The 25,358-nt window shown below is 42.7% G+C and carries 16 protein-coding genes and 2 pseudogenes; 12 read left to right on the top strand and 6 right to left on the bottom strand.

Translation table 11 applies throughout. The features are described 5' to 3' along the window. The first annotated feature begins 14 nt into the window (after positions 1-14). The 6 genes from AC6IZ0_RS14655 (at position 15) to AC6IZ0_RS14680 (ending at position 8,350) form a co-directional block, all read left to right on the top strand. The gene (locus AC6IZ0_RS14655) at positions 15-866 is read left to right on the top strand and encodes an SDR family NAD(P)-dependent oxidoreductase (RefSeq protein ID WP_280801516.1); all 852 of its coding nucleotides are present in this window, start codon (positions 15-17) and stop codon (positions 864-866) included. A 264-nt stretch (positions 867-1,130) separates the two neighbouring features. Next, positions 1,131-2,654 (top strand): glycosyl hydrolase family 57, encoded by a 1,524-nt coding sequence (locus AC6IZ0_RS14660; RefSeq protein ID WP_497723594.1) that lies wholly within the window; start codon positions 1,131-1,133, stop codon positions 2,652-2,654. A gap of 547 nt (positions 2,655-3,201) precedes the next feature. Beyond that, the gene (locus AC6IZ0_RS14665) at positions 3,202-4,251 is read left to right on the top strand and encodes a permease (protein WP_280801518.1); all 1,050 of its coding nucleotides are present in this window, start codon (positions 3,202-3,204) and stop codon (positions 4,249-4,251) included. Positions 4,252-4,323: 72 nt separating this feature from the next. Further along, on the top strand, positions 4,324-5,091 hold the full coding sequence (locus AC6IZ0_RS14670) for a TIGR03943 family putative permease subunit (protein ID WP_271730628.1): 768 nt from the start codon (positions 4,324-4,326) through the stop codon (positions 5,089-5,091). Between the two features lie 17 nt (positions 5,092-5,108). Continuing rightward, a complete protein-coding gene (locus tag AC6IZ0_RS14675) occupies positions 5,109-6,602 on the top strand; it encodes a hypothetical protein (RefSeq protein WP_497723595.1) in 1,494 nt (497 codons plus the stop codon). A 335-nt stretch (positions 6,603-6,937) separates the two neighbouring features. After that, complete coding sequence (locus AC6IZ0_RS14680) at positions 6,938-8,350, top strand: hypothetical protein (RefSeq protein WP_497723597.1); 1,413 nt, start codon at positions 6,938-6,940, stop codon at positions 8,348-8,350. A 61-nt stretch (positions 8,351-8,411) separates the two neighbouring features. Here the strand turns inward: AC6IZ0_RS14680 and AC6IZ0_RS14685 are convergent, their stop codons facing one another. After that, entirely contained in the window at positions 8,412-10,526 is a 2,115-nt protein-coding gene (locus AC6IZ0_RS14685; RefSeq protein WP_497726069.1) for an NAD(P)/FAD-dependent oxidoreductase, read from the bottom strand. 70 nt (positions 10,527-10,596) lie between these two features. Further along, positions 10,597-11,013 (bottom strand): zinc ribbon domain-containing protein, encoded by a 417-nt coding sequence (locus tag AC6IZ0_RS14690; RefSeq protein ID WP_271730634.1) that lies wholly within the window; start codon positions 11,011-11,013, stop codon positions 10,597-10,599. A 191-nt stretch (positions 11,014-11,204) separates the two neighbouring features. On the opposite strand from AC6IZ0_RS14690, the gene AC6IZ0_RS14695 reads away from it, so the two are divergent. Next, positions 11,205-11,501, top strand: coding sequence for a hypothetical protein (locus tag AC6IZ0_RS14695; protein WP_280805614.1), 297 nt, complete (start codon positions 11,205-11,207; stop codon positions 11,499-11,501). An 84-nt stretch (positions 11,502-11,585) separates the two neighbouring features. Here AC6IZ0_RS14695 and cimA read toward each other — a convergent pair whose 3' ends face one another. Continuing rightward, positions 11,586-13,211, bottom strand: coding sequence for a citramalate synthase (gene cimA, locus AC6IZ0_RS14700; RefSeq protein WP_497723599.1), 1,626 nt, complete (start codon positions 13,209-13,211; stop codon positions 11,586-11,588). Between the two features lie 73 nt (positions 13,212-13,284). On the opposite strand from cimA, the gene AC6IZ0_RS14705 reads away from it, so the two are divergent. From AC6IZ0_RS14705 to AC6IZ0_RS14725, 5 genes and pseudogenes are all read left to right on the top strand, one after another. Then, positions 13,285-13,575, top strand: a complete 291-nt coding sequence (locus tag AC6IZ0_RS14705) for a hypothetical protein (RefSeq protein ID WP_271730639.1) — start codon at positions 13,285-13,287, stop codon at positions 13,573-13,575. A 273-nt stretch (positions 13,576-13,848) separates the two neighbouring features. Further along, positions 13,849-14,094 (top strand): hypothetical protein, encoded by a 246-nt coding sequence (locus AC6IZ0_RS14710; RefSeq protein WP_497723600.1) that lies wholly within the window; start codon positions 13,849-13,851, stop codon positions 14,092-14,094. A gap of 84 nt (positions 14,095-14,178) precedes the next feature. Further along, positions 14,179-16,167, top strand: a complete 1,989-nt coding sequence (thiO, locus tag AC6IZ0_RS14715; RefSeq protein ID WP_497723602.1) for a glycine oxidase ThiO — start codon at positions 14,179-14,181, stop codon at positions 16,165-16,167. 143 nt (positions 16,168-16,310) lie between these two features. Then, entirely contained in the window at positions 16,311-16,490 is a 180-nt protein-coding gene (gene psb34 / locus AC6IZ0_RS14720; RefSeq protein WP_497723603.1) for a photosystem II assembly protein Psb34, read from the top strand. A gap of 354 nt (positions 16,491-16,844) precedes the next feature. Further along, a pseudogene (locus AC6IZ0_RS14725) lies at positions 16,845-19,044 on the top strand (tetratricopeptide repeat protein). Between the two features lie 63 nt (positions 19,045-19,107). Here the strand turns inward: AC6IZ0_RS14725 and AC6IZ0_RS14730 are convergent. From AC6IZ0_RS14730 to AC6IZ0_RS14740, 3 genes and pseudogenes are all read right to left on the bottom strand, one after another. Beyond that, positions 19,108-20,316, bottom strand: a complete 1,209-nt coding sequence (locus AC6IZ0_RS14730; RefSeq protein ID WP_271731710.1) for a 4-hydroxy-3-methylbut-2-enyl diphosphate reductase — start codon at positions 20,314-20,316, stop codon at positions 19,108-19,110. Between the two features lie 33 nt (positions 20,317-20,349). After that, entirely contained in the window at positions 20,350-21,999 is a 1,650-nt protein-coding gene (gene ltrA / locus AC6IZ0_RS14735; protein ID WP_497722976.1) for a group II intron reverse transcriptase/maturase, read from the bottom strand. A gap of 871 nt (positions 22,000-22,870) precedes the next feature. Then, positions 22,871-24,449, bottom strand: a pseudogene (locus AC6IZ0_RS14740) (ammonium transporter). Between the last annotated feature and the right edge of the window lie 909 nt (positions 24,450-25,358).

Genomic DNA, 25,358 nt, shown 5'->3' on the forward strand with positions numbered 1-25,358 from the left:
GGAGGTCATAACCGATGAATATTCGAGGTAAAGTCGCTCTGATTACTGGGGCTTCCCGTGGTATTGGTAAGGCGATCGCTCTGAGGCTGGCCCAACAAGGCATCAAGCGGTTGATATTAGTAGCACGCGATGGGCAAAAATTAACCGCCGTCGCTAACCAAATCGAAGCCATGGGCGTAGAAGCCGAAATTTTGTGCATTGATTTAACAAAAACAATTGAAGTTAATATTGCCGTTGCCCAATTGTGGCGCAACTATGGCCCAATTCATCTCCTGGTTAATTGTGCCGGCGTAGCATATCAAACCTCATTTTTACAGACCAAACTACCCCAAGTTCAAGAAGAAATCTCGGTGAATTTATTGGGAATGTACAACCTCACCAGCCTTATAGCCCGGCGGATGGTCAGCCAAAAACAAGGAACAATCGTTAATGTGTCAAGTTTGATGGGGAAAGTAGCAGCACCGACAATGGCCACTTACTCAGCTACCAAGTTTGCCATCTTAGGATTTACCCAAGCCTTACGTCGCGAACTGGCTGAACACAACATCCGAGTCCTCGCCTTATTACCTTCCCTCACAGACACAGATATGGCGCGGGACTTAAAATTATTTCGCTGGGTGATCCCTATGAGTTCCGAAGCAGTAGCACAAGTACTCGTCTCTGGATTGCAAAAAGATACAGCAGAAATTTTAGTAGGTTGGCAAAGTCATTTAGCCGTGTGGTGTCAACGCTTGGCCCCTTGGTTACTAGAGATAATTTTACAAATCGCCACCCCGCCAACCTTGACAAAACCACAGCCTCCGGCAAAACCGAGTTTCATGACCAAAATTTATCGTTTTAGCGATTTATTATGGTCAAAAACATAAATTATCTCTCCAGTTAAATTCTCACAATTTCATACTGCGGTCAATAAATTTTACCTTTGAGATCAAAAGGGCAACATTCCCAAAAATAGAACCTATTGACCGCAATTCGCCCTCGTTTACCCCAAGCTCACCAATAATTCGTATTTTCCGCAGAAGAGCAACAAACTTCATAACCGACTCAAACAAAAAGATGGGAATATCTTTGTAAGACCGCACCGATGATAATTAGCGCCTTGTTGCCCATCTCGTAGTTGTTCAGGGAAAATGAAATTGCCTACCACACTTACTTCTGTGCCGGAAATCATAGACGACTTACCCAATATTTCTGGTTGGGAAACAGAAGTCCTCTCTGTAGTTAACCATGATGCGCCTGTATTTTTACCCTCAACAAATATCCGCTTAGAGGATGTAAATGCAGTTTTTACCATCGCCCTACATATGCACCAGCCAACCATACCAGCTGGACCCGATGGCGGATTAATCAGCAATCTGCAATATATGTTTGAACATTCTCACGAAGGGGATAACCATAACGCCGCAGCTTTCGCCTATTGTTACAGCCGTATGGGGGACATGATCCCCGAACTTGTCCATCAAGGTTGCAATCCCCGTGTGATGTTGGATTACTCTGGTAATCTTTTGTGGGGACTCAGACAAATGGGACGTAAGGATATTTTGGATAATCTCAAACGAATCACCTGCAATCCCACCTATCAACCTTATGTAGAATGGCTCGGCACAATGTGGGGTCATGCTGTCATTCCTTCCACACCCATACCCGATATTAAATTGCATATCGTGGCATGGCAACATCACTTTGCTGCCATCTTTGGCTGGGCAGCATTAGCAAGAGTCAAAGGATTTTCCCCCCCAGAAATGCACCTACCAAATCACCCGGATACTTTATTTGCATTTGTCAAAGCTCTCAAGGAATGTGGCTATCGTTGGTTACTTGTACAAGAACATTCTGTAGAAACAATTAGCGGTGAATCTCTCACCCATAAGCACTTACCACATCGTCTGATAGCCCGCAATTCTCAAGGTGAAACAATTAGTATTACAGCCCTGATTAAAACCCAAGGTTCAGATACCAAATTAGTGGCTCAGATGCAGCCTTACTATGAAGCCAAAACTTTAGCTAAACAACAAGTAGCAAATATCATAATACCACCAATAGTCAGCCAAATTGGCGATGGTGAAAATGGTGGTGTGATGATGAATGAATTTCCCAGTGCTTTCAAACAAGCTTGGAAAGATATGGTAAATCAAGGAGGAGGTAAATCTGGGGTTGTTGGGGTATGTGGTACAGAATACTTAGAATTATTAGCAGCCGCAGGTTGTCAAACCAAAGACTATCCCACCTGTCAGCCACTAGGACAACATCAAATTTGGCAGCGAGTTTCACTTGAAAACTGCAAACCTGATGGCTGGCGTGGCGTAGCCATAGCTGTAGAAATTGCCATTCAAGAATTAAAGCAAATCAATCCTAACTTTCACATGGATGGAGCCTCATGGACTAATCATATTAGTTGGGTAACAGGATATGAAAATGTGCTCTCACCCATGCATAAATTAAGCAGTTTATTTCATCAAAAGGTTGAGAATATATTGCCCACTAATTCAGTGGAATACCGTAATCTCCTTTTACATAACCTTTTGCTACAAACGAGCTGTTTTCGCTACTGGGGACAAGGTTCATGGACAGACTATGCGCGTAATATTTACCAAAGGGGAGAAAACTTGGTGCAAATGCTCTGTGACTCTGATAATTCACCCGACTTGGTTTGACACCCCCCTTGTCTAAAGACCTACCATTAATTTCATGTGGTTAAGGTAGACAACCGCGGGTATGACTTGTACTGACCTTGTGGAAGTATGCCCACTACACAAGAGTTTTACAAGGCTTTGAAGTAATTTAATTTTTTGTGTGTGCACCGCAGAGCTTTCAAGGAGGCGAGATGTTAACGCGGAATATTTAAACAGTATGAACAGTTTATGAAATTTCAGGTAAGATGACATCTTGAGCCAGTAGATCAAACCAAGTATAAACATTAGTCTATCAAATCTCACTCTGCTAGATATTTATTCCCCCAAACTCGGAACAATTTCAGCAAGGGGGCAATCTGACTATCAGTCAGCATCAGTAAATGCACACATTTGAGCAAAACTATCCACAACTCCCTAGCCTTCATCATCCCTTAAGGGTAACTAGAAACAAAACACTACTTTCCTGTTCCGATCAGCCTGATTTACCCATAGATGCTTTTGATCCCCATTCCGATAGAATGTTTAAACATAACCTAAAAACTTTCAAACGCTTTTGACTGCGACACCCATGAATCAACTGAACAATGGTTTCACTATATTTCTGAGTTTGCTAGTCGAGGCGATGCCATTTTTGCTGTTGGGAGTTTTATTCTCCAGTGTGCTGCTAATTTTTATTGACGAGCGGCAATTAGTAGCCAGAATGCCTAAAAACCCCTTTCTAGGCGCTTTAGCAGGTAGTCTCATCGGTTTTATGTTTCCGGTGTGTGAGTGCGGTAATGTCCCCGTAGCACGGCGGTTGCTGATGCAGGGAGTCCCCACACCCGTGGCTATTGGTTTTTTATTAGCAGCACCGACGATTAACCCAATTGTGATTTGGGCAACTTGGTTAGCCTTTCGAGACCAGCCAGAAATAGTAGTTTTACGAGTGGTATTTTCTCTATTAATCGCCGTAATTATTGGCATGGTTTTCAGTTTTCAAAAAGATATAAGTCCGTTTGTTCAGCCAGCGATCGCTCGTTATCTCAAATTTAACCCACCAGGGAAATCAGACACTGAAGTCCCTGGTGGAGGTTACGTAAAACCAAGCAGATTCACCAGTGCGTTGAAATCCGGAACTTATATTTTAGGAGGAAAAGCAGGACTTACCACACGGTTAGATTCTAACTTATTACCAGCCACGAACCCATCTGTCAGTTCCGGTAAATCTGTGATGGATAAACTACAACTAGTTTTGGATAATCTCATCCAAGAATTGCGAGAGCTAGGCGGCGTCATGATTTTAGGCAGCGCGATCGCCGCTTCTGTGCAAGTATTTGCTCCCCGTGAATTAATCCTCAGCCTGGGTGCGGGACAGGTTAGCTCAATTGTAGTCATGCTGATATTAGCTGCAGTTGTATCCATCTGTTCCACCGTCGATTCATTTTTCGCCCTGTCATTCGCCTCGGCTTTTAGTAGTGGTTCCCTGTTGGCATTTTTAGTATTTGGCCCTATGGTTGACATTAAAAGTGTGGGATTAATGTTAACTGTTTTTCATCCCAAAACTATATTCTACTTATTTGCTTTAGCCGCACAGTTGACATTTTTGTTTACCCTGTTCATGAACTTATATGTGCTTTGAACCTTGTACTTTATTAAGTTGTCAGTAGGTTTTTTTCTTCTCCACTGACTACTGACTTATCACTGTTGAAAAATGGCTAAAAAAACCAAAATTACCCTGCAAAATATCTTATTCCCCTGGCTAGATGCTTTAGCGATCACCAGTTGGGGGATTTTGATGCTGCAATACTGGCTATCAGGTAAATTGTACTTGTTGATTCACCCCAATTTCTTTGGTTTAGTCATTGGTTGTGGTATAGCTTTCCTGATTATTGGGTTGTTGAAGATGCGAGAGATTTGGCGAAAACGCCGCCTGGCTAATACATCGAATATTCAGCACATGAACTTATTTCCCCCTGGATGGGGTAGTGCTTTATTATTAACAGTTGCGATTTTGGGTTTAATGATTACACCCCGGGTTTTTGCTAGCGACACCGCCATGCAGCTGGGTGTGACTGATTTATTATCCACCGGACGCGTTCAACCCCAGTCCTTTCGCCCTTCTATTCGCCCAGAAGATCGCTCACTTGTGGATTGGGCGCGGACACTTAACGTTTACCCAGAACCAGATTCATATACAGGTCAAAATGCCAAAGTTCAGGGATTTGTGGTTCATCCACCCAACATAGGAGAAAACTATATTTTTCTGGCGCGATTTGTGCTTACTTGTTGTGCCGCAGATGCCTATCCTGTAGGATTGCCAGTCAAACTACCAGAAAATCAAGAGCGCTATCCCCCTGACACTTGGCTGGAAGTAGAAGGAAAAATGATCACGGAAACTCTCGCTGGTAAACGTAACCTGACTATTGCTGCTACTTCCATTAAACAAATTCCCCAACCTCGGAATCCTTATAGTTATTAATACTTAATCACTGAAAAATGGCTACATCCAAGACCTTGATCCAACCACTAGATCGCGTGGCGATTTCACTGATGATCCTAGTGAGTCTCCTGATTGGATTCATGATACTTAAAGGTGATCTGGTGGCAGCTAGTGTCCGGGAATTTACTTGGCAAAATCAACAAATCGGAGCAGATGATATTGCCTTCACTCTCAACTTTAGCCGCCCTATGGACGTTCAAAGCGTCGAGGAAAACTTGAGAATTGAACCGCCCCTAGCAGGTAAAATTAGTTGGGCCGGCCGGCGCATGGTTTATACACTGCTCACACCAGCACCCTATGGTACAAATTATCAAGTGCGGTTGCAAGATGCCAGAGATAGGTTTGCTATACAAGAAGGGAAAAATCGCGTTATCCACCCCTTTGTTGGTAACTTTAGATCCCGCGATCGCGTGATTATTTACATAGGGGCCGATGCAGAACATCAAGGTCAGTTAGTTCTTTACAACTTAACTCAAGAGAAAAAAAACATACTTACCCCCAAAGACCTGATTGTCATGGACTTTAAGCCATTTCCAGATGGGGAAAAAATCTTATTTTTGGCTCGCACCAAAAATAACCCAGACTTACTCTCGGCTCAATTATATACTGTAACCACAGGTATTTCTGCACAACCTGAAACACCTGCAGAACCACCAGGTAGAATGGACCTGCTGTTAGACAACAAGCAATATCAAAACCTCAAATTTGACTTATCGCCAGATGGTAAAACAGTTGTGGTTCAACGCGGCAACAAAAATAATCCCAGCGATTTTGGGTTATGGTTTATGCCCAGCACTAGCAATACCAGAGAAAGACCCACCCCCCAACGCCTCAAAAGTGAACCAGGGGGAGACTTTATGATCACTCCTGATAGTCAAGCCGTCGCAGTTGCTCAAGGTCAAGGGGCTGCAATTTTACCAATACAAAATGATGCCAGCAAACCTTTGGACTACCTCCCACAGTTCGGGTTAGTACAGTCTTTTTCCAAAGATGGCTCTCAAGCAGCAATGGTCAAATTCAATACAGATTATACAAGGGACTTATTTTTGGTAACCAATCAAGGCATCCAGAAACCCTTGTTAAAAACCACGGGTTCTATTCACAACTGCCAATTTGACCCAGCTTCACCAACTCTCTATTGCTTGCTGACACAGCTCATATCTGATGAAGAATATATAGAACAGCCTTATGTAGTCGCAATTGACCTGAAAACTGGAGAACAAAAACCACTATTATTACTACCCACTGAACAGCGGAACGTGCAAATGAGTTTAGCACCAGATGGTTTAGGCTTGCTCTTTGATCAAGTAACAGCACAAGTAGATCAGCAGCCCTTATCTGCAAGTGTACTCAAAACACAAGATGGAGAAGCGATCGCTACTAGTAGCCTGTGGTTAATGCCTTTATTGCCTATTGATGATACGTCACAGACCACAATCAAACCAGAGAAACTACCTTTCGTAGGATTTCATCCCCGTTGGTTGCCTTGAAGGATAAAATAAATAACATTCATAAATGTGAATAAAAGTCAAGTAACTGAAAATCATTTCTCACAATCTGTCATCAACCCTGTATATTGGTAGTGTTTACAGTAAAATCTGCCGTGATTCTAATAGCTTTTGTGGCCTAGCCATAGGGTAATGTTGTCACTCACCCCTGCCTGATAGCTTGCGTGGACTAGACCCTAGGAACCCTAACCCTGAAGGAATTGGTCATAGCTGGAATGGAATCCCTAAATTTTGATAATTCGCGACAACCGATAGCTGGCGTGGCGTAGCCATAACGGCTAATCTGTCCATTTTACTCCATTGTACCTCCTGACAATATGGCAAATACACAATTGCAGATCCTCACACCTGCGGTAGAAGCAGAGCCAGAAGTACACACTCCTGACTCCCAGACAATTAAAAACCCATCAAACTGGGTGGAGACGCCTAACAGTCAACAAGAAATACTTGTGGATAGTGAAAATGTAGAGCAGTTGCATACAATTTCTCTACAGGCCTTGAATGAAGAATTGCGAGGGGCAAATAATGACTTGTATCAGCAGCTAGAGCATCTCAAAGATCAGCTGGCTGAATCAGAAAAGGCTTTGCAGTGGCAGAAAAGGCGTTCTAGTGTCGCCGAGTCAATGTTGAACCAACACACGCAAGAACTGGCCGCGGCTCAACAACAAATTAAATCTCTATTCCAAGAGTTAGAAACGGCTGTACAAACCATTCAACGCCAAGAAAACTATATTGAAACTTATAAGGCAGAATTACACATTAGCCAACAACGCCTGGCTAAATTAGAGCGAGAATGTGCGCTGCTGCAAACTAACTATAACGAACAGTCTCAACAGGTATTACAATCGGAAAATGCTTGTCGAGAGCTACATAGTAGGCTCATGCGACAACAACGCCAGACCCTGCAATTCAAAGCCGCTCTCGAAAAATGCCTAGAGACACCGGTGGTTAATGATTCCTCAGACTATACAGCCAACCACCAAACGAGATTTTCCCGAAAGGCTCGGTCTTTGTTGCCTAATGTCCAACCTATTCGACCCTGGTCAGCAGAATCAGAATCTTTCACAGACCAATTTGATTCTTCTGGGAATCAATCTATAGACCCCTGCAGCAATCTATCTGCCTCACCTCCATCTAGGAGTGATAATTCTCCATCAATTCAGCAAGACAGGCCTGCTCCCTCTCTAGAAGAACCAGCGCCCACACAACCATCTGCTCCACTGGAAGACTCTGCGAGTACATCAGAAAGTATTTCATCTGTAGATTCATCAAAGCTAGATACTCAATTGGATACTCTAATCCAATTGTTTTTTACTAGTGAGCCAAAATCTGCCTCACTGGCCTCTGCTGAGATGAATGTAGACAGCAATGAAACGGTGGCACCTATCTGGGAGAGTATGGACACAACCGGGGAAAGTGAGAGCCCCCAGTATCCCACAAAGGACAATCAGCAATTGGAAATACTTCCAACAGAAGAACATTCCCCAGAGTCCTACACTTTGCCTGATAGCTCCCCTAGGCAACCCATAGAATGGGAAAAATATTTGTTAGAAAACTCACGATTGTATAAACCCGATTCCACCTCAAATGATTTTGGAGATTACGCCAACGATGCTAAATCACCATCACCCCTGGTTAATCGCCAGCGCGATCCAAAAGTGCGCAGGTCTTTATTATCAGTAGAACTACCGAATTTATCGAAAAATCGTCAAGATAACAACTATCACTAATAGAGCCAAATCAGATTTGTGAATTGGCTTTACCCAGGGTTACATCGCTTTGCCACCCAAGCTACAGAATTTTTGCTTCTGATTTTGGAATAATGGCATCTGAATTATTCAGTGCTAACTGATTTTTTGTTCCTTTTTTACCAGCAGCGATGGCGTAGTTAATCGCCAAGAGCCGGAACCATAGTGCAGGATGGCGTGATTCCAGCCAGGGTTGAGTTTGCAGCAAGAAGTGCGGGAACCATCCACTCAGTAAAGTACTGACTAAGGAATGAAGACCAAAATTAAAATAATTACCCATCCAGCGGACTAGATCTTTGAATCCAGCTAGTTGCCAAATCCATAACAGCATGGCTGGATTTTTGCGAGCTGCTTTGAGTGCTAGTCGGTTGAAAGTCCACCAATCACATTTATCTTTAATGAAATTATCTGCTATTTCTGGTGGTTCATCTGCTAACAGACCAAAGAAGGTATTCAGCATGGAGTTAATCCGTTGGGGGGGCAAAAATTTCCCCGTGGGAACCATCATTCCTTTAGAAAATAGCCAAGTTACGGCAACATTACTTTGGTAGGCGCGAATTCTGTTTAAATGGCGGAAACTGAGCAGGTCATGCTTGAGGGCTGTATCTAAAAGTGTTGTTAAACGGTTTAAGTTGCGAATTAAGGACCCAAAACCCGTGAACACCAGAGGAGACTGGAGGGATGCGGCATCACCAATAGCAATTAATCGATCAAAGGCGATGGTGCGATCGCTACTTCCTATACTAAAATGTCCAGGTATATATCCAAATGTCGGCTTTTTCCACTCTAGTTTATCTAGGTCACAGCGCCGATACTCTGGCAAGATAGTGAAAAAGTCTTCATACATTTCCAGCAAGGAACCAGGGTTAGATTCATTGACTTCATGGTAATGAAATAAATAAATTGTCAATTCGTCGCCAGATCCCGGAAATAATTCCCAGATTAACTGTCTTCCCCTAGAAATATCTCCATGGCTGTAAAGTACATCACCATATTGGGAATCCCAAACCCCTGGGTCAAATCCCCCGGAGATGACTGCTCCCACTGTCGGACATACACTGTCAAAAGCACGACCGCCATTTAATTGCCAAGCGATGGGGGATGCGGTTCCCATGGCATCAATTAATAATCGCCCGCTGACTTGCTGCTGATTTTGACTAGGTAAATCCTTGAGTGTAATCACAACTTGGGTTGAGTTGATATCGGCACGTATGAACTCTGTTTCATCCCAGATTTCACCGCCAGCGTCTCGTAGTTTGTGCCCACACATTTGCAGTAATCTATCGGAGTCTAGCGCTATATTTAATACTGTGGGTGTATGCAAGATGGGCGATCGCAATTTTGGGGGATTATTGCCATCAAAAAATTTATTGAATCCGTCTTTGTATTCTCGGACAATTAAAGTTTCTAACTCGCTAGGTGTTAGTAAACCCAAATGAATTAAGCTTTCAAGTTCATCACGAGAAATATTCCATTCTCGATTCATCCGCCCAAAAGGCAAACGTTCCACCAGCAAGACTTTATATCCTAATTTGGCCATGACAGCGGCATGAATTACGCCTAATGCGCCACCGATGTAGATTAAGTCATACATAGGGGAGGAGGAAGATGTCACGCCCTGCGACTCTGGCGAGCCGCTAAAAACTACCTGTCGGGGTTTTTGAGGATTACGTACTCCTTCCCGCCATTTTTGCTCCCACCAATAGGCACGATTGAGATCATATTCGCCATTGGGCATGCGCTGAAAATATTTAACTGTGAGGGGGTAAGAGGTTGCTAGTGCCTCAAAAATCGATGTTTGGGCATCAATACCCGGAGGTTCAGGATATTTATGCGGAAATTTTTCCCGCATTTGATTAGTCAGACGTTGCACAATTTCTTTTTCTCTGATTGAAAGTCCATAGGGCGGCTGATTTGCCCAACGAAACACTTTGAGATAAGTGGTTCGCTGTACTGACCAGAGGAATACAGAAAGTTCGGGCGGTATTTTTTTTGTATCTTCCCCTGGTGGATTTTTGTTGATTGTGAGTATTTTCAAGCGAAAACCATCGGGGGTGAGCAATTTTTCCCCAAAACCTGGTTCAAAGTCAGTTTGCAGCCAAGTTAGTACAGGGGTGCTTTCGGGTGTGGGAATTTCTAAATAAAGTATTTCTGTGATCATTGTTTGCTGACATCTGGTGTTGACATCTCCCCCTGGTTGAAACACAGGGGATTCTAAACCGATGTTGCTACGCAGGCCCAAGCCTTGCTACGCAACGTTTACGATATGATTTACTTAATCCCTTAAATAAATCAACTCGTCTTGGGAGTGTCAAGGCTCCCCTACCCACCTTGGCTAGGCTAACACCTAGCTGTGTGGCTACTTTTGTTAAGATATTTGCGGCACCGTTACAGTCAGCGTTTACCAGTATCCCCGTAGAAGTTTTGTACAATCCCTGTTTTACCCTTTGACCTGACGGTTTCCATCCGTTGGGTTTTTCACCATGTTTGTAGAGGCGATCGCCATCCAGGTAAGACGCTTTTGATGTATACGCTTCCTCAGTAACTGTTAATTTTATCCCATATTCTAGACAAAGTTGTTTAAGGCGTTCAATTAGTCGCCCTGTGGGAATGGGGATAAAGTTTTGATTCCCCCGCTTACTCATCTTAGAGGATGTTTGATAAGTTTTGAGCTAGTCCTCATCTGACTATTTTATAGACAAAACTATACTTATATTGACAAGCATTGACATAAGTGAGTTAAGAAAATCGCCCACTTGAGATATAATCCTACGATATCAAGTTACGAAAACCTCTCAAATGTATCTGAACGTAGTTCAGAGAGTGCAGAGGGGATTTGAGTAAGTTCCAATTACTTGTTAGGCGCATGAGGGTGCATAATTGTGCTATTTGTGGTTATATACAAGACCGCGACATTGCCGCTGCACAAGTAATGCTTTACTGGGCAAAAGGAATTCTACCGGAGTCAGGAACTGGCTTCGTAGTCGCAGAGTCGTCTATCTCTACCGCATCTACCAGTAAGCATAAGCTTGCCGGAGCGATGCGGCCAGTAGGGGCAAAGAAGCGACAAAAATCTACAGAAAGTTTTGCTAAAAACGAACTGTGGGTAGTTCATTCTTGTTTTCTGTGCTGACTACGCGATGAATTATCCCATTCTAAATAACGAAGTTATCTAGAAAATGGGATGGAATGGGTAATAATGATTATTTCCGTTCATTTACAAGTTTTCAAGGTTAAGTTGGACCTGATGTAACAACAAACCATATTCCAATCCCTCTACCACTGCTTGATAGGATGCTGCCAAAATGTTAGGTGAAACTCCTATAGTAGTCCAGCGTTCATAACCAGTGCCTGATTCTACTAATACACGTGTTTTAGCTGTAGTACCTGTATGTCCGTTGAGAATCCTGACTTTATAATCGGTTAGTTCAAAGGTGGCAACTTGGGGATAAAAGTTGACCAAGGCTTTGCGTAAAGCCGTATCCAACGCGGCTACTCGTCCGTTTCCTTCTGCTGCTTCCAAAATGTTTTCCCCGTTCACAGCTATTTTTACAGTCGCTAGGGCATTGTTAGTTTCTTTACCTTCAACTAAATCACAATGTACTTGAAAGCCTTTGACCTCAAAGAACTGCTGACGATTACCCAAGGCCTCGTACATCAACAGTGCAAAACTCGCCTCTGCTGCTTCAAATTGGTATCCTTGACTTTCTAATTCCTTGAGGCGTTGCAGAATTTGTCGAGCGGCTGGTTGGTCTTTATCTAGTTCAATGCCAAAAGTACGAGCTTTGGCTAACACATTACTCAACCCAGATTGTTCGGAAATTACTATGCGGCGACGGTTACCAACTTGTTCTGGTTGAATGTGTTCGTAAGTCAGGGGATTACGTTCTACGGCTGACACGTGGATGTCACCTTTGTGTGCAAAGGCTGAACTTCCCACAAAGGGCGCGTGTTCATCGGGGGCAAGGTTGACCACCTCACTCACAAAACGACTTGTTTCTGTAAGTTGATTTAGCTGGTGTTCTGAGATACAGCTATAACCAAGCTTGAGTTGTAGATTGGGAATTAATTCGCACAGGTTAGCATTACCACAGCGTTCGCCGTAGCCGTTAATTGTTCCTTGTACCATTTTTGCGCCTGCCATGACGGCGGCTAGGGCGTTAGCTACTGCTGTACCGGAATCATTATGAGTGTGGATGCCAAGGGGGATTGGTTGTTGATTAGCGGCTAATGACAAATGACTGATAACTGATGTGACAATTTGACTAATTTCGTGGGGTAAAGTACCGCCATTGGTATCACACAGAACTAGCCATTGGGCGCCCGATGCGATCGCGGTTTCTAATGTCTGTAAGGCATAATCTTGATTGTGCTTGTAGCCATCAAACCAGTGTTCTGCATCATAAATGACGCGTCGCCCTTGAGAACAAAGATACTCGATAGTATCACGAATCATGGCTAGGTTTTCTGCTAAAGTCGTGTTGAGACCGGCTGTAACGTGTAAATCCCAAGATTTACCAAAAACTGTCACCCAACGAGTCCCGGCATTCAGAATTGGTTGCAGCAGGCTTTCAGTTTTAGCGGTACTATGAGGGCGGCGTGTGGAACAAAAAGCCACAATTTCTGCTTTTTTAAGCGGGTATTCGCGCAGTTGCCAGAAGAATTCAACATCTTTGGGATTGGCGCCAGGCCAACCACCTTCGATGAAGGGAACTCCCATCTGGTCTAATCTACGGGCAATGCGTATTTTATCTTCTATAGAAAGTGATAGACCTTCGCGCTGAGTGCCATCTCTTAGCGTGGTGTCATATAGCCAAAGTTGAGGTGATGGGTCTGTGGTCATAAAACTGCAAGTTGCGGGACAATGAGTAGCAATGTGTCAATATATAACAAAAGGCAAATTTGGGAATTCAGGTATGCCCAAGGTTGAAACTATCAAGCTAAGACAATTGAGTTCTACTGGGGTAGATCAATTAGGTCGAATTTTGCTCCTCAAGAGTATTCACCTCTACAATGCTGGTACTAAGGTAATCACTGGGGGAGGAATTCCCATTTGTGGTAACTGTGCGGTCAAGGTAGAAGGTAAGGTGTCCGACCTCAAAGACTGGCAGTGTGATGTTTTTGGTTTCCATTTAGGAGCGACTGCCAGTGGTTTCAGACAAAGCCAGCAGCCCACCTCTCCATTCTCCTACAACGGCACTGCCTAAGAAAAGTCAATATAAGCTAATGGGGGATGTGAAATTCGCAAAATTCGAGCTTATTCTATTTAGTCCTCAAATCCTATGGACACCAGAAGGTTAGGTTAAAAAAGGAGATAAAGATTAAGATGGGTAGATGGACTCCAATAATTCTCATGGGCGGAGGCTTGGCAATTTTGGTTGGTACATTGTTGGGTATCAACTTTCCCATAGGTGGACAAGAAACCGCCGGTAATGATGTTCCGAATGGCAGAACATCCAGGGTACTCCCTGCTAATATTAATGTTAATAGCTCTTCTCCTAGCAGGAGCACAAGCAACGATAGACCCACTCCCAGCAGGGGTGAGGTTGCTCAGGATAGTTTTTCTCCCCCTCCCAGGACTAGCGTTTCCAGAAGTAATGATTCATCTTCAACTTCTGAGACTTTATCAAGTAGCAGAAGTACCGGTGTCCAGTCAGCTACTACTTCTTCTTCCCCTACCACAACAAGTCAGCGACCGATTCGAGCTTTGTGGTAAAGCTGGATAGTCTTTCAAGGTGATGAGGGTATGATGGTTTAGTTATGAGTTATTAGTTATGTACTAATTGTAAATAGCTAATGATAAATGACTAATGACTAGTGACGTTTTAATTATTGGTGGCGGTGCCATTGGCTTAAGCCTGTCCGTGGAATTGAAGTTGCGCGGAGCCTCAGTTACCGTGCTTTGCCGTGATTTTCAGGCTGCATCTACCCAGGCTGCAGCCGGGATGTTAGCACCAGATGCGGAAAAGATCGACAATCAAGCAATGGGCTTGTTGTGTCGGCGATCGCGTGCCTTATATTCAGACTGGACTGATAAACTCGAACAATTAACCGGTTTAAATACTGGTTACTGGCCTTGCGGGATATTAGCACCAGTTTATCAAGGACAAGTGGAAAAAGTGGATGCTTTGGGAATACCCACCCATCAGTCCCCATACTGGCGAGATCAAGCAGCAATTCACCAATATCAGTCAGGATTAACAGCAGAAGTAGTTGGTGGTTGGTGGTATCCTGAGGACGGACAAGTTGATAATCGTGCTTTGGCAAATGTACTCTGGACAGCTGCCCAATCCCTTGGTGTTCAACTCAAAGACCAGGTGAAAGTCGAAGCATTTTTACAACAGCAGGGTGAAGTTATTGGCGTAAGAACAAATACAGGGATAATTCGTGCTGCCCATTATGTTTTAGCTACAGGTGCATGGTCGTCTGAATTATTACCATTACCTGTGCGCCCTCGCAAAGGGCAAATGCTGAGGGTGGGAGTACCGGAATTTATCCCAGAATTGCCCCTAACACGGGTTTTATTCGGAGAGAATATTTATATTGTACCGAGGCGAAACCGTTCTATAATCATTGGGGCAACCAATGAAGATGTGGGCTTTACGCCCCACAACACCCCCGCAGGTATTCAAACCTTACTCCAACAAGCCATTAGACTGTATCCCCAATTACAAGATTATCCCATCCAGGAATTCTGGTGGGGATTTCGTCCCGCTACACCCGATGAGTTACCTATTTTAGGTGGTAGCCACTGTCAAAATTTAACTTTGGCTACAGGTCATTATCGTAATGGCATACTGCTTGCACCCATCACCGCGGCATTAATTGCTGATTTGATATGTCAGCAAAAATATGATCCGATCTTGTCTAATTTCCACTATTCGCGCTTTCATCGCCAGTCATCTACCTTTACCCCCATGTTTACCCACTCAGCTAACTTCTCTCAGGTCAGTCATTCTCCCAATTCACTGCTCCCTATTGAAGATCAGACCAATTACCGCTCTACAGATTCACCACTGGTCATCGCCGGTAAAACTTTTCAATCCCGCTTGATGACAGGAACGGGTAAGTATCGCAGCATTCAAGAAATGCAGCAAAGTATTCTTGCTAGTGGTTGTCAAATTGTCACTGTGGCAGTTAGACGGGTGCAAACTCAAGCCCCTGGACATGAGGGTTTAGCCCAAGCCCTGGATTGGACAAAAATTTGGATGTTACCTAATACTGCTGGTTGTGAAACTGCCGAGGAAGCCATTCGCGTGGCTCGTTTGGGGCGGGAAATGGCGAAACTGTTGGGACAGGAAGATAACAATTTTGTGAAATTAGAAGTCATTCCTGATCCTAAATATTTACTTCCTGACCCGATTGGCACGCTACAAGCGGCCGAACAGCTAGTAAAAGAAGGTTTTGCTGTACTACCCTACATCAATGCTGATCCCATGTTAGCCAAGCGCCTCGAAGATGTTGGCTGTGCTACAGTTATGCCTTTAGCGTCTCCCATTGGTTCGGGACAAGGGTTGAAAACAACTGCTAATATTCAAATTATCATTGAAAATGCCCGGATACCAGTAGTGGTAGATGCGGGCATTGGCTCACCATCCGAAGCAGCCCAGGCTATGGAATTAGGTGCAGATGCCTTATTAATTAATAGTGCCATCGCTCTTTCCCAAACCCCTCCAGCCATGGCCCAAGCCATGAATTTAGCAGCAGTAGCCGGGCGTTTAGCATATCTGGCTGGCAGAATGCCCCTGAAAACCTACGCTAGTGCTAGCTCACCTCTGACCGGAACAATTACTAATTAGAGAATAGGGAATAGGCAATGCAGAATTGGGGGTTCTGGATGATATTGAACCCCTAATGTAACGATTTGTATATTAATAGGAAAGCCGAATATAGCGTTTATGTAACATAAAACGAATAAAAGATCATCATTAGGAATTAATTTATGCCCTATACCAACGAAGAAGGCGGCCGTTTGAATAATTTTGCCAATGAACCAAAAGTTTACCAAGCAGAACCTCCCACAAACGAGCAAAAGCGTACCTATATCATTTTAGGAATTGCCGCCGCCATTTTGGTTGCTGGTTTAATTTTTGTTTCCTTCTCTGTTTCTCATGTCAGTTAACTAAAAGATTTTTTCAATTTCATTATAAAATCTTTAATTTTATAATCCTTGGCTAGCTCAGTCCATTAGTGATGTGAGTTGGTCACTTTTAATTCCATACTTATATACTGAGAACATTAAGTAAAAATCCCCCTATATAGATAACACTAAATCCTGGTAGAGTCAATTTTTGTGATAATTTGTTATAATCATATACATTATGTAGAATTAATATAAATAGATACTAAACATTTGACAAAAAGTCAAATCCTTGATAAATACTGAGCAGATTAAAGGCCATAATTTATTTTTGTCTGTCTGCTGCAATACATCCTGTCAAATCTATGTTTACGATATTTTGGCTCTTTAGCCGCCATGAGCGTGAATGACATTACACACTCCGATCATTTTACTTGGAATCGAAAAGTCTATAATCGTCTAAAAATTGCCCTGAGTCTTGGTTTAAGACGACAAGTTTTTTTAGCAGTTAGTGATAATCTCAACCTACGAAATCAAGTAGCAGCACGGTTGCATTCTACTTTAGCTTATCCAGTTGGGCAGGTCCTATATAAGCCTGTAGATGGTTATGAAAGTAGTACTTCAGCTTATCCGCGATTAGTCACCTTAAGATTGAATCTCAATGATCCTAATCCTATAGATCATGTTAATCAATGGTTATCTAATTACCCACCACCGATTGTAAGTACATCAAAAGATACACCAGGTAAACCCCTACCAATACCTATGTTTCAGATTGTAGGTGTGGAACAATTAACCAAGCAACCAGTGGCGATACAGCGCTTATTTTTACACTATCTGCGCTTAACTGATGAGAATTATTCTAGTCGACAGCCTGGTCTATTTTTAGAAACGAGTCTGTTGCTGTGGGTAACGCGTCCTTGGTTATCTGCTATTCAGGAATCAGCACCACAGTTTTGGCGTTGGCGTACTGGTGTGTTTGTGTTTGCAGGAGAGCCAACACCAAGTACACAAAGTCAAGCTGTTCCGGAAAGTTCCTCCAGTGCTAGAAATTGGGATTTAGAAGATATTAACCAATCTGTTCTGGATGAATCAGTAATGGAAGCCGAAACCTACGGTACATCCGCCCAGGAATTAAATTTTGAGGATGATTTAGATTTCCCTGTGGAATCACCAACGAATCACCCAGGTAAAAAGGAAAACTCCAAATCATTCAGGGCTGGAAAGGAACAACAAAAATCTGGTGATCAATCCAGTCAAGGCAACCAGCTGATGAAATTTTCATTCTCCCATATTAATAAGCAGTTAATTCAACTGATTATAACAACAATCAACACCAGTCCTGGTGAAAATGGAGAGGATCACCAACAACTGCAAGAAATCCTTTTAGAAATTGAAGAACTACACTCACAACAAGCCTCTGTTGAGGTATTGGCACGACTGTATCATCATTTGGGAAACTTATATCGCTTACGCATTGAACAGGGAAAATCAAGTTCAGAAAATTTGATGGTGGCAATTCTTGCCTATCAGGAGGCGATCGCCTATGATGAAACATCACCTCAAACACCAGAGATTTTAAATGACCTGGGTACACTCTATTGGATGCTATACCGAACCCCCCATCCATCAGGTGATAGCAAAGCGTATATAGAGCAGGCAATTGAATTTTATCATTTGGCTTTAAAGCTGACATCCCCCCAAGAAAAACCAGAAACCCATACACGCCTACAAAATAATCTCGGTACTGCCTACAGTGATTTAGCTCGTCTTACCAACCCATGCGAGAATTGGCAACAGGCAGTATTAGCTTACAGCGAAGCGCTGCGTTATGGTGCACCCACGATGGAATCGTTAAAGTATGCTGCTTGCCAAAATAACTTAGGTACGGCTTATTGGCATTTAGCGCAACACAATCAACCAGTAGTCAATTTTAAAAAAGCGATCGCTTTATACACTCAGGCTTTAGCTCAGTACAGCCCGGAGCAGGAACCATTGAAGTATGGTATGATCCAGAATAATATCGGTACTGCCTACTGGAATTTAGCACAATACGAAGAATCAGCAGAAAATCTGCAATTAGCTATTAATGTCTACCACGAAGCTTTAAAATACCGGACTCCAGCTAAGGCTCCTAGTGCTTGTGCTGCGACGCAAAATAATCTAGCCACTGCTTACTGGACATTTAGCCAACTTAGCTCAAACAACTAAACAGTCACGACAAAATTTATTACAATTGTCTATTGCAGCTTATGATGAAGCTATTGCTTTGGCTGTTTCACTTAGGGGTAATAATTTAGGTTTTGATTTGTTTGCTGCTCACAATAATTTGGGGTTAGCTCATTATCAGCTGGTTATGGATAATTATTTTACTGGTACTCAATCCACAATTTCACAACACTTAGAGGCAGCATTAACTCATCATTTGCACGCTATAAATGGATTTGCTCACCAACCAGAGGCTCGTCAGACAACCTTGAATTATATTGTGAAAACAATTCGTGCTTTCCACAATAAATTGGGCATAGAGGGGCAAAATCTCGGTTTATCTAAGGTTCCAGGATCTTTATTACCCGAAATTTTACCTAAGTTATGAGTAGTTCAAGGGAATAGATCCCGACTTCTTTGATCAGTCGGGTATCTGCTATGTAGAAGTTACTTAAACTGCTGATACCATTGCTTTTAATGTAAAAATCCGCGAAATCACATCTTCTACTACTTTATCGGGTGTAGAAGCACCAGAAGTCACTCCCACAACGATTTCACCATCAGGTAACCAGCTTTGGTCGATCGCTAATTCCCCGTTTAACCGTCGATGTTCAATAGCATCTGCTGACTGTATTCGTTCCACACAATCAATGTGGTAGGAAGGAATACCTTTTTCAGAGGCAATTTGTTGTAATTGGGCTGTATTCGATGAATTAAACCCACCAATTACTAGCATCAAATCTAGGTTATGTTGTACTAATTCCAACATAGCATCTTGACGCTCTTGGGTAGCATCACAGATAGTATTAAAGCTTTGGAAATGCTGATTTAACTCAATAGTTCCATACTTGTGCATCATAGTCCGCTCAAACAGCTTACCAATTTGCTCAGTCTCATCTTTGAGCATGGTGGTTTGGTTAGCAATACCTACTCTTTCTAAGTCCCTGTCAGGGTCAAATCCTGCTGAACAAGCTTTAGCAAACTTTTGCAAAAATTCCTGGCGATCGCCACCATGGAGAATGTAATCTGCAACATACTGGGCTTGTTGTAAATTGAGCACAATCAGATATTTGCCCGCAAAGGAACTAGTAGCAACTGTTTCCTCATGCTTATATTTACCGTGAATAATGGATGTGTAATTAACTTTTTTGTGCTTTTCAACTGTATTCCAAACTTTCGATACCCAAGGACAAGTTGTATCAACAATTTTACAACCTTGGTCATGGAGAATTTGCATTTCTTGAACGCTGGCTCCAAATGCTGGTAGAATCACCACATCACCAGTTTCCACCACAGAAAAATCCTTTTGACCAGCTTCTACAGGAATAAATTTGATACCCATTTCCTGCATGCGCTGATTCACAGAGGGATTATGAATGATCTCATTAGTAATCCAGATGGGTTCAGTGGGGAAATGCTGACGGGTTTCATAAGCCATGGCCACAGCGCGTTCTACACCCCAGCAAAAACCAAAGGCTTGGGCGAGGCGGATAGTCACATCGCCTTGTGTCAAAATGTAGTTGCGATCGCGAATTTCCTGAATCAAACCACTTTGATACTCAGATTGTAGCTGGGTAGTGACTTCGGCTTGGTGACCAAATCCCTTACGATTATAATTTTCCGAATGTTGGAGCGCTCGTTTAAAAGCTTTTGTATCCATTGGATTTGCAACTTAAATATTAAACTAAGCCGGTCAGTCACCTGACCGACTCGTCTTCAGAACCGTACGTGAGATTTTCACCTCATACGGCTCCTCAGCAATATGGTTCTTGTCATGAATACCTACAAGACTTCCATCACTGGCTGTCTTCTTGTCATGGCAATGTCTGTGTAATAATTGTAGGTTCTTATGTTCATCTTTTCCACCTTTGGAGATGGGTAAGATGTGGTCTACTTCCATTACATCACCGTCCCTAAAGTAATGCCCACATTCTGGACATTTACCCTTTTGCTTTTTAAGTAGGGTCGCTACCCTTTTATTGGCTTCGGGATGGTTTGTCATTCTTGAACTCCAATATACCCAATCACCGTCAAATGGCGAGGCGTTACCTTTAACCTTAATATGACGTACTATGGGAGTCTCTGGGTGTCTAAACAGTTTGATGAACTTATCATCCATCTTTACTGCAAATTCCCAGTTATTACCTCCGATTGTATGCCAATACTTATTGGTTATCCATTTCCCAGATTTATTGGGGTGTCGGCGCTTTGCCCACCTATAAAGACGTTGGTAAACCTGTTTAGAGATATTGTTGAAAATTTCTTTACTTACTACCGATGAGTAGTAATTACACCATCCCTTGATTATAGGGTTAAGTTTACTTATCAATCCCAATTGTGGTGTTGGTAAGTTTCTTTTAATGGTGTCCGAAACCTTTTTGTAATGATTCTTAACAGATTTCTTTGATGGGGTGATGATGGTTTTAAACCCTAGTATTTCCTTGTGGGTGTTCAATCCTGAGTTGTATTTACCAACCGGGGATTGTCTTACGTTGAATCCCAGAAAATCAAATCCTGGTTTCTCTGATTGGTGTTCATACAAGGTATGAGCCAATCTGGTCTTACTAGGTTTTAATTCCAATCCCATTTCATTTAGCCATTTAACTAAGATTTCCCTGCATTGTTCAATAACTGTCAGATTCTCATGCAAGATGACAAAATCATCTGCATATCGAATGATTGATATTGCATTAGCCTTATCCCTTTTAGAGCCTTTACCTGGTAATTTCGAGGCATACTCTTTAATAATTTCCTCCATACCGTGTAAGGCTACATTTGCCAGTAGAGGGGATATTACACCGCCTTGGGGTGTGCCTTCTTCTGTAGGAAATAGGACTTTGCTATCGACCACACCTGCTTTTAACCACTCTTTGATTTGACGGCGTAGTTTAGGGTAGGTGTTCAGTTTCTTTAACAATGCTTGATGATTAATCTTGTCAAAACATTTAGCAATATCGGCATCCAAAACAAACTTAGATTTGACATTTATAGAATTGAATATTGCTTGTATGGCATCATGACATGAGCGCCCTGGTCTAAATCCGTATGAATTGGGTTCAAACTTTGCTTCCCATTCTGGCTCTAATGCCAGTTTGACAAGCGCCTGTAGTACCCTATCATACATTGTGGGTATTCCTAGTGGTCTTTTCTCATCCCTTCCAGGTTTGTCTATCCAAACTCTTCTGGTTGGTCTGGGTTTAGACCCTAGTTTTAACTCTTCTACCAATTCCAGTCTTTCATTAGGTGATAAAGCTTTCACCCCATCAACCCCGGCGGTTTTCTTTCCTTGGTTATCTTGAGTTACCCTACGTGTTGCCAAAGCTTTGGCTGACCAGGATTTCATCAGCACCTTTTGGAGTCCACGAACAACCTTGACATCACCACGGGCTCAGGCTTGATAAATTCGTTTTTGGATTTTGTAAACACGACGTTCTAACTGTTTCCAGTTAATCGTGTTCCATTCTACCGTAGTCTTTACACTCGTTTTAGACATAATTCCTACTTGAGACTTTATCATCCATATCACCGTGAATCTGTCAGCATATCTTAGGCATTACCCTAAGCGTTCGCTTCTGACTCAATCTTCCCCGCTTGCAGCATCCGGTTAGCACCTACTTTTAGATTCGACCTTCTAAAAGGGCTAACAAGGGGTTACTTCGTTCCATGTGTCCATTCTGTGTACCTTTAGAGTGATGCTATATGCCGGGTTTATCGGGAGTGCATAACGGTCTGATAGCAAGCAGCCGTTTCCTTATCCTTTACCTTTTGGTTCCAGCCTGTCAGCCTGATTTGGCTGGTTAAAATTCACGACACTTCAAACGCATCTTAGGAAATCTTACTCATGGGTACTTTGCTCAACGTATACCAGGTTAGGCTCCCAGTAAGAACGCCTTTTCCTCCTGCTTTACGGATTGATGGCTAGTCGCTACCGTAAGGAGGATGCTGTCACCCTTGCACCTAGGGGGTGGGATTCTCACCCACATGAACACACAGTTACAAGAGTCTGGCTTTACCCAGTCTTGCCTCTCATCCCTGAGCATATATGCTCCCGATCGAGAGAACGAGTCGCACTACTATTTATTATGTCTAACCCTAGAATATAATTGATTTTCTAGGCAGACCTTCCATAGTGATTTTAAATCCCCAGAGGCAACAGGTGCAAAATTGGGCTGAAAAAAACCCGCCACTTCTCAGACGGGTCATGAGTCACAATCTTAATATTTATCCCCTGACATTTCAGGTGACCCGTGTCCTTCAGGAAACCCCGTAGGGGTAGTTTCTCTGAGGAATCCAGTATAGGCTTCCATACCGTGTTCGGCAATGTCTAAACCTTCTAACTCTTCCTCACGAGTTACCCGGATACCTAAAGTAGCTTTGAGTGTCAGCCAAAAGATGCTACTCAGAAGAACTGTCATCCCACCCACAGTCACAACACCAACCAGTTGAATCAAGAACTGTCCTAAACCACCCCCAGCAAATAAACCCGCTGCTGGCCCCGCACCTTCACCGTACCAGGAATAAATACCAGGACCTACAGACCACAGACCTACTGCTAGGGTTCCCCAGATACCACAAACAAGGTGAACCGAGGTAGCACCCACTGGGTCATCAATACGGATTTTATCGAATAGAGTCACTGCAAAAACTACAATTACTCCCCCAATGAAACCAATGAGTAACGCGGCTGGAACACCAACGTAGGCGCAAGAAGCTGTAATTGCTACCAATCCAGCTAAAACACCGTTGATAATCATTGATAAGTCGGGCTTACCTAAGTAAATCCAAGCTGTACCTGTAGCACCAATTGCACCTGCAGCCGCAGCCATGTTAGTTGTTACAGCTATATGGGCGATCGCATTACCATCAGCGGCCATGGTGGAACCGGGGTTAAAACCAAACCAGCCCAACCAGAGAATTAAACAGCCTAGGGTAGCAATGCTCATGTTGTGACCCGGTAAAGCCAAAACTTCGCTACCCTGATATTTACCAATCCGTGGTCCGAGAAATGCAGCTCCCATTAAAGCCGCCCAACCCCCCATGGAGTGGACGACGGTAGAACCTGCAAAGTCCCAGAAGCCAAATTGACTTAGCCAACCACCACCCCATACCCAGTGTCCGGTAATTGGGTAAGCAATACCTACCAGTAGGAGGCTGAAGATTAAGAAGTCAAGAAATTTAATTCTCTCTGCTACCGCACCAGAAACAATTGTCGCCGCAGTTCCCGCAAAGGCTAGTTGAAATAAAAACTTCGCTGCTAAAGGTACACCCAGCCCAGCTCAGAGAACTGAACACACCTTTATAAGCGTCGCTTGTTAAAGGACTGTTATCTGCTCCTGAGAGGAAAAACCCCGAGGTTCCCAAGAAACTATTACCATCCCCAAACATAATACCAAAACCAATTGCCCAAAAGGCAATACTCGCTAGAGCAAATACAATTAAGTTCTTAGCTAGAACGTTAACCGCATTTTTCTGGCGACAAAAACCAGTTTCTAACATCCCGAAACCAGCATTCATAAAGAATACTAAAAATGCGGCGATCGCCACCCAAAGAGTATCTAGAGCAACCTTAAGTTCTCCTACTTCTGTTATCCCTGCATCTGGCGTTTGAGCAACTGCTACATAACCCCAGCCCAAAACAATCAAGCAAGCTAAGGGTAAACAGGCTTGCCAACTGGGACTAAGCCCCTTAACAGCTAAGTTAAATCTTTTTAACTTGGACGTCAAGCCTGTATTTTTACCGTACTTTCTTGGAGATACTCGCCTATTTTTAATTGTCGATTTTTGTTGGTACATGAGTTTCAATGACACCCTACTTGAATGCAACAAACCATTTAGGCGCTACACATTAACGCCCAAAATAAACATTGATTTATCAAGCACAAATTGCACATAACCTAACTAGGAGTTTAGGAAACTATTGGTACACTTGTAAACATTTTTGATAATTGTATTAGGGAAATAGCATATTCTTAACCAAAAATTCTCACCTCCTTACCGGAATTTTTAATCCTTCAACATCATGTTTGGAAACCCACAATCGCCACAACTGGCAAATCTGAGGTGAAATTAACACTATAAAGCATGGATAATAGTACAAATTTAGTACCTCTGTTCCCACAAGATTAGGCATAATGAAAGTAGGTTTTGCGATCAACCTCCATCAACTCAGCCAGAAATTTGACTGATCTTCTATTTAGTTAGCCTAAAATTCTGTATCTTTAGATACTTTTTCTCTGGGCAAAAAAGAATAGTAGCAACCAGCGCCGACTACTAAATTAAATTAACCGACTCAAATTTCCTTATATCTATCAGGATGGAAACTTAAATCAAAGTATGAATTTTTATTAAAAAATATGATTATATCCTTCATAAATCAGGCTGGAGATGGCAGATCAACAAGCCAGCTATCCCTCATCCAAAGGAGAGCATTGATACTTGTATATTCTTTAGGTAAAAAAATACAGTAATATCTATATGAATGTGAAGATAATATGAAATTATCTTATACTTGATTGTTTCACTGAAGAATAACTGATATTTTACTTAGTAAATAAATTAAACTATATCTTGTCTTGGCCTTGTCTTAAGATCAGGATATGATTTTTTTTGTTACTTTTTTTACATTTCTTGAGCTTGATAACATTAGCCTTATCCTCGCTTAAGACCCACCCATAAGATCATAAAATCTTCCACCTCTGGGTT

Source organism: Anabaenopsis sp. NIES-4685 (genome assembly GCF_059725405.1).